This window comes from Pseudomonas sp. (assembly GCF_037994325.1).
Classification (GTDB): Bacteria; Pseudomonadota; Gammaproteobacteria; order Pseudomonadales; family Pseudomonadaceae; genus Aquipseudomonas.
Genome location: NZ_JBBNAH010000653.1, coordinates 1 through 5,672, shown reverse-complemented (window position 1 = coordinate 5,672; position 5,672 = coordinate 1). Strand labels below are relative to the sequence as shown.

At 56.8% G+C, this 5,672-nt stretch carries 3 protein-coding genes and 1 pseudogene; 3 read left to right on the top strand and 1 reads right to left on the bottom strand.

Features of this window, described 5'->3' with window-relative positions; all coding sequences use genetic code 11:
- Window positions 1-133: pseudogene (locus AAAB16_RS21585) on the bottom strand (acetyl-CoA C-acetyltransferase); the annotation flags it as partial.
- Window positions 134-332: 199 nt separating this feature from the next.
- On the opposite strand from AAAB16_RS21585, the gene AAAB16_RS21580 reads away from it, so the two are divergent.
- The 3 genes from AAAB16_RS21580 (at window position 333) to AAAB16_RS21570 (ending at window position 5,575) form a co-directional block, all read left to right on the top strand.
- Entirely contained in the window at window positions 333-2,015 is a 1,683-nt protein-coding gene (locus AAAB16_RS21580) for a fatty acid--CoA ligase (RefSeq protein WP_340665183.1), read from the top strand.
- Between the two features lie 232 nt (window positions 2,016-2,247).
- Entirely contained in the window at window positions 2,248-4,173 is a 1,926-nt protein-coding gene (locus AAAB16_RS21575; RefSeq protein ID WP_340665182.1) for a DUF1302 domain-containing protein, read from the top strand.
- A gap of 31 nt (window positions 4,174-4,204) precedes the next feature.
- Window positions 4,205-5,575 (top strand): DUF1329 domain-containing protein, encoded by a 1,371-nt coding sequence (locus tag AAAB16_RS21570; protein ID WP_340665181.1) that lies wholly within the window; start codon window positions 4,205-4,207, stop codon window positions 5,573-5,575.
- Window positions 5,576-5,672: the final 97 nt, after the last annotated feature.

Sequence of the window (5,672 nt, the reverse complement as noted above, 5' to 3'; positions counted from 1 at the left end):
CCTGAATGCCGGCGCGTTGTACCGCTTCACGGATGGCGGCGGCGCCGAGATCGACCGCTGGCACGCTGGAAAGGCTGCCCTGGAAACCACCCATGGGGGTGCGGGCGCCGCTGACGATAACGATGTCGGTCATTTGAACTGTCCTCTTGTTGTTCTAACAGGGTATCTGGTGCAGCCGTTGAAGACCGGCCGATGGAGGGGATTCTACCCTGTGACTAAAAGTGGCCAAAGAGTCACGCGCAAATCATTCTTTTGACTGATTTATGCCTAGCGCCAGGGCTCTAGAGTGCCCCTCATAAGAAAATCTCAGTCCTGTGTGCATAGGTGCCTTCATGCTGCAAACCCGTGTAATCAAACCCGCCGACAACGCTTACCAAGCGCCGCTGTTGATCAAACGCTTGCTGCTGTCGGGCAGTCGCTATGAGAAAACCCGGGAAATCGTCTACCGCGATCTGGTGCGTTACAGCTACCTGACGTTTAACGAGCGCGTCGCCCGACTGGCCAACGTGCTGACCAATGCCGGTGTGAAGGCCGGTGACACCGTGGCGGTGATGGATTGGGACAGCCACCGTTATCTCGAATGCATGTTCGCGGTGCCGATGATTGGCGCGGTGCTGCACACCATTAACATCCGCCTCTCGCCTGAACAAATTCTGTACACCATGAACCACGCCGACGACCGTTTCGTTCTGGTCAACAGCGAGTTCCTACCGATTTATCAGGGCATTGCCGGCGCGCTGACCACGGTGGAAAAAACCATCCTGCTTACCGACGGCGCCGATAAAACCGCCGACCTGCCAGGCCTGGTCGGCGAGTACGAACAATTGCTGGCCGCCGCCAGCACGCAGTACGACTTCCCCGACTTTGACGAAAACTCCGTCGCCACCACCTTCTACACCACCGGCACCACCGGCAACCCCAAAGGCGTGTACTTCACCCACCGCCAATTGGTGCTGCACACCATGGGCATGGCCAGCATGATGGGCGCGGTACAAACGCCGCGGCTGATGGCCAACGACGACGTGTATATGCCCATCACGCCGATGTTCCATGTGCATGCCTGGGGCGTGCCGTATGTGGCGACCATGTTGGGCATTAAGCAGGTGTACCCGGGCCGTTACGATCCGGAGTTGTTAGTGGGTTTGTGGAGGAAAGAAAAGGTCACGTTCTCCCACTGCGTACCGACCATTCTGCAAATGGTGATGAACGCCAAGGCCGCGCAGGACGTGGACTTTAAAGGCTGGAAAATCATCATCGGCGGCAGCTCGCTCAACCGTTCGCTGTACGACGCCGCCAAAGCCCGTGGCATTCATCTGACCGCGGCCTACGGCATGTCGGAAACCTGCCCGATGATCTCCTGCGCCCATATGAATGACGAACTGCTGGCCGGCAGCGAAGACGAGCGCACCACTTACCGAATCAAAGCCGGCGTACCGGTGCCGTTGGTGGAAGCGGCGATTATTGATGCCGATGGCAAATTCCTCCCCGCCGATGGCGAGGCCCAGGGCGAGTTGGTGCTGCGTGCGCCATGGCTGACCCAGGGTTATTTCCGCGAACCGCAGAAGAGCGAAGAACTGTGGGAAGGCGGCTGGCTGCACACCGGCGACGTGGCGACGCTGGATAACATGGGCTTTATCGATATTCGCGACCGTATCAAAGATGTCATCAAAACCGGCGGCGAATGGATTTCGTCTTTAGAGCTGGAAGACCTGGTCAGCCGTCACCCTGGCGTGCGCGAAGTAGCGGTAGTGGGAATTCCCGACCCGCAGTGGGGCGAGCGCCCGTTTGCCCTGTTGGTGGCCCGTGACGGCCATAGCCTTGACGCAAAAAGCTTGAAGGAACACCTCAAACCTTTCGTTGAGCAGGGCCTACTCAGTAAGTGGGCGATTCCCTCGCAAATTGCCCTTGTTACCGAAATTCCCAAGACCAGCGTGGGCAAGCTGGACAAAAAGCGTATCCGCCTGGATATCGCCCAATGGCAGGAGGCCGGCAGCGCCTTTTTGTCCACCGTTTGAATGTAACGGGCCGTATACACGCGATACGGCCCGCCTCCCAAGCAAGCGCTTGGCCCCGCAAGCGCTGGCGTTAAGCCACTTGTCACCCCTACCGCCGCATCTAAAACCGCCGAAACCTGCATTCCAGAGTGCTTGGCGCGTTCAAATCACACTTTATATGGATCATTGCTTAGATCCTTGTGGCTATAGTCGCTGCCATCCATAACAAAAAAACAAACATGGAGTAGCGTCGATGACAACAACAAGAACGTTCTGGCGCCTGGCAAAACTGCCACTGGCCGTCAGCCTCGCCACCACCCTCGCCACACCCGCATTTGCCGTCACGTTTAACGTTGGTGAAATCGAAGGCTCGTTCGACTCGTCGCTGTCTGTGGGCGCGAGCTGGTCGACCCAGGATGCCGACAAAGACCTGATTGGCGTGAATAACGGCGGCAACGGTCTGTCGCAGACCTCCGATGATTCGCACCTGAACTTTAAGAAGGGCGAAACCTTCTCGAAGATCTTCAAAGGTATCCATGACCTCGAACTGAAATACGGTGACACCGGCGTATTTGTTCGTGGCAAGTATTGGTACGACTTTGAGCTGAAAGACGAAGACCGCGAATTCAAACAGATCTCCGATAACAACCGTAAAGAGGGCGCTCAGTCTTCGGGCGGCCAGATCCTTGATGCCTTCGTTTACCACAATTATCAGATCGCCAATCAGCCGGGCTCCGTCCGCTTGGGCAAGCAGGTAGTGAGCTGGGGTGAAAGTACGTTTATTCAGAACGGTATCAACGCCGTTAACCCGATCGACGTTTCCGCTTTCCGTCGCCCAGGCGCTGAAATCAAGGAAGGTTTGATTCCGGTAAATATGTTCTTTGTGCAGCAGAGCCTGACTGAAAACCTGTCGGCCGAAGCCTTCTACCAGTTGGAATGGGACCAAACCGTTACCGACAACTGCGGCACTTTCTTCGCTCAACCTGACATCGTTTCAGATGGTTGCGATAGCAACTTGGCTGTTCTGCGTACTCGTGAAGGCGTTCGTACCGCTGCGTTCAACCAGGTTATTGCTGGCGGCGGCTCAGTGGCACTTGCCAACGCAACAGCGAATGGCGCCCTTGCAGGTCTCGCAGCGCGTGGTGTGAATTGGGGTGATCCTGATGAAGGCGTAATCGTTAAACGTTCCGGTGATCGCGACGCCCGCGACAGCGGCCAGTGGGGCGGTGCGTTTCGCTACTTCGCTGACGAGCTGAACACTGAGTTCGGCGCGTATTTCATGAACTACCACAGCCGCGCGCCGATTTTCAGCGCTACTGCTCCTGGCGCTGCAACCTACGCTGGCGCAGGCGCATTGGGCGCGAGCCTGGCGCCATTGATCATTGCGGGCAACTCGTCCTACTTCATGGAATACCCGGAAGATATTCGCCTGTACGGGCTGAGCTTCTCCACCACATTGCCTGACGGCACCGCGTGGAGTGGTGAGCTGAGCTACCGGCCGAATGCTCCAGTGCAGATCAACTCCACAGACATTCTGTACGGCGGTGTGAAACTACTGGGCGGCGCTTACGCTAACGCCTCGACGCTGAATGGTGGCATTGGCGAGGACCTGCACGGTTATAAACGTAAGGAAATCACCCAATTCCAAACCACCTTCACTCACTTCTTTGATCAGGTAATGGGCGCCGAGCGTTTTACCTTGGTGGGTGAGGTTGGCGTTAGCCACATTGGCGGTTTGGAGAGTAATTCCGACATTCGTTATGGTCGCGATCCTAGCTATGGCCCAGGTCCACTTGCCGCTACTGGTGGGCAAAACACCTGCAACGTGCTCAACCGCGCGACACTGGGTACCAACACCAAAAACGTCTCCAAGTACTGCGAAAACGATGGCTTCGCCACCTCTACCTCGTGGGGTTACCGTGCTCGCGCTATCTGGGACTACAACAGCGTTTTCGCCGGTATCAACCTGAAGCCAAACATCGCTTGGTCGCATGACGTAAGTGGTTACGGCGCTAACGGCCTGTTCAACGAAGGTGCTAAAGCGGTAAGCCTGGGTGTCGATGCCGACTACCAAAACACCTACACCGCCAGCCTGTCGTACACCAACTTTTTCGGTGGCGACTACAACACCTTGGCAGACCGCGACTTCGCCGCACTCAGCTTCGGCGTGAACTTCTAAGCAGACAGGAACTTTGAGGAAGGCTATGACTATGAAAATAACAAAGAGTCTGCTGAACACCGGCGCTGCATTGGCACTGTCGTTGTTGGCTACTAGCGTAATGGCCGCTGTTTCGGCCGAGGAAGCTGCCAAGCTCGGTACTACCTTGACTCCAGTCGGCGCAGAAATGGCCGGCAACGCCGATGGCACCATTCCAGCCTGGACCGGTGGCTTGCCGCAGAACGCGGGCACCGTGGACAGCAAAGGCTTTCTGAGCGACCCGTTCGCCAACGAAAAACCGCTGTTCACCATCACCGCGCAAAACGTTGAGCAGTACAAAGCCAAGCTCACTCCTGGCCAGTACGCGATGTTCAAACGCTACCCGGAAACCTACAAAATTCCGGTCTACACCACTCACCGTACCGCTACCGTGCCGGCTGATGTGCAGGCGGCAGCGAAGAAAAACGCCGTTAATACCAAGCTGGTACAAGGTGGTAACGGTCTGGAAAACTTCACCACGGCCTACCCGTTCCCGATTCCAAAAGACGGTGTGGAAGCGATCTGGAACCAGATCACCCGTTATCGCGGCGGCAGCTTGAAGCGTCTGGTAACCCAGGCCACGCCGCAGGCCAACGGTTCCTACTCGCTGGTGTACTTCGAAGACCAATTCACCTTCCGCGCCAACCTGACCGACTACGACCCGAACAAGCCAAGCAACATCCTGTTCTACTTCAAGCAACAGGTAACCGCTCCGTCGCGCTTGGCCGGTAACGTATTGCTGGTGCACGAAACCCTCGACCAAGTTAAAGAGCCGCGCTTGGCGTGGATCTACAACGCCGGTCAGCGTCGCGTACGTCGCGCACCGCAAGTGTCGTATGACGGCCCAGGTACCGCTGCCGACGGCCTGCGTACCTCGGACAACTTCGACATGTACAACGGCGCGCCAGATCGTTACGACTGGAAGCTGGAAGGCAAAAAAGAGATCTACATTCCGTACAACAACTACCGCCTCGATTCGCCGAACCTGAAGTACTCGGACATCATCAAGGCCGGCCACATCAACCAGGACCTGACCCGTTACGAGCTGCACCGTGTATGGCACGTAGTGGGCACCCTGAAAGAAGGCGAGCGCCACATCTACGCCAAGCGTGACTTCTACCTTGACGAAGATACCTGGCAGGTTTCCGAAGGCGACCACTACGACGGCCGTGGCACCCTGTGGCGCGTAGCTGAGGCTCATGCTGAGTTCTACTACGACAAGCAAGTGCCGTGGTACACCCTGGAAACCCTGTATGACCTGCTGTCCGGTCGTTACATTGCCCTGGGCATGAAAAACGAAGAGAAGTCGGCTTACGACTTCAACCTGAAAGCCTCGGAGTCGGACTACACCCCAGCCGCTCTGCGTCAGTCGGGCGTACGTTGATCTAACTTGTTGTAGAAAAAACCGGCCGCGAGGCCGGTTTTTTTATGGGCGCGACCGAGGTGATTGCGCTGGCGTTTGGGTAGGGTGTGCTGTGCGC

Excerpts from the sequence above, each read along its gene's own strand:
- AAAB16_RS21580 (WP_340665183.1), top strand. The coding sequence starts at position 333 with ATGCTGCAAACCCGTGTAATCAAACCCGCCGACAACGCTTACCAAGCG.
- AAAB16_RS21575 (WP_340665182.1), top strand. The coding sequence starts at position 2,248 with ATGACAACAACAAGAACGTTCTGGCGCCTGGCAAAACTGCCACTGGCC.
- AAAB16_RS21570 (WP_340665181.1), top strand. The coding sequence starts at position 4,205 with ATGAAAATAACAAAGAGTCTGCTGAACACCGGCGCTGCATTGGCACTG.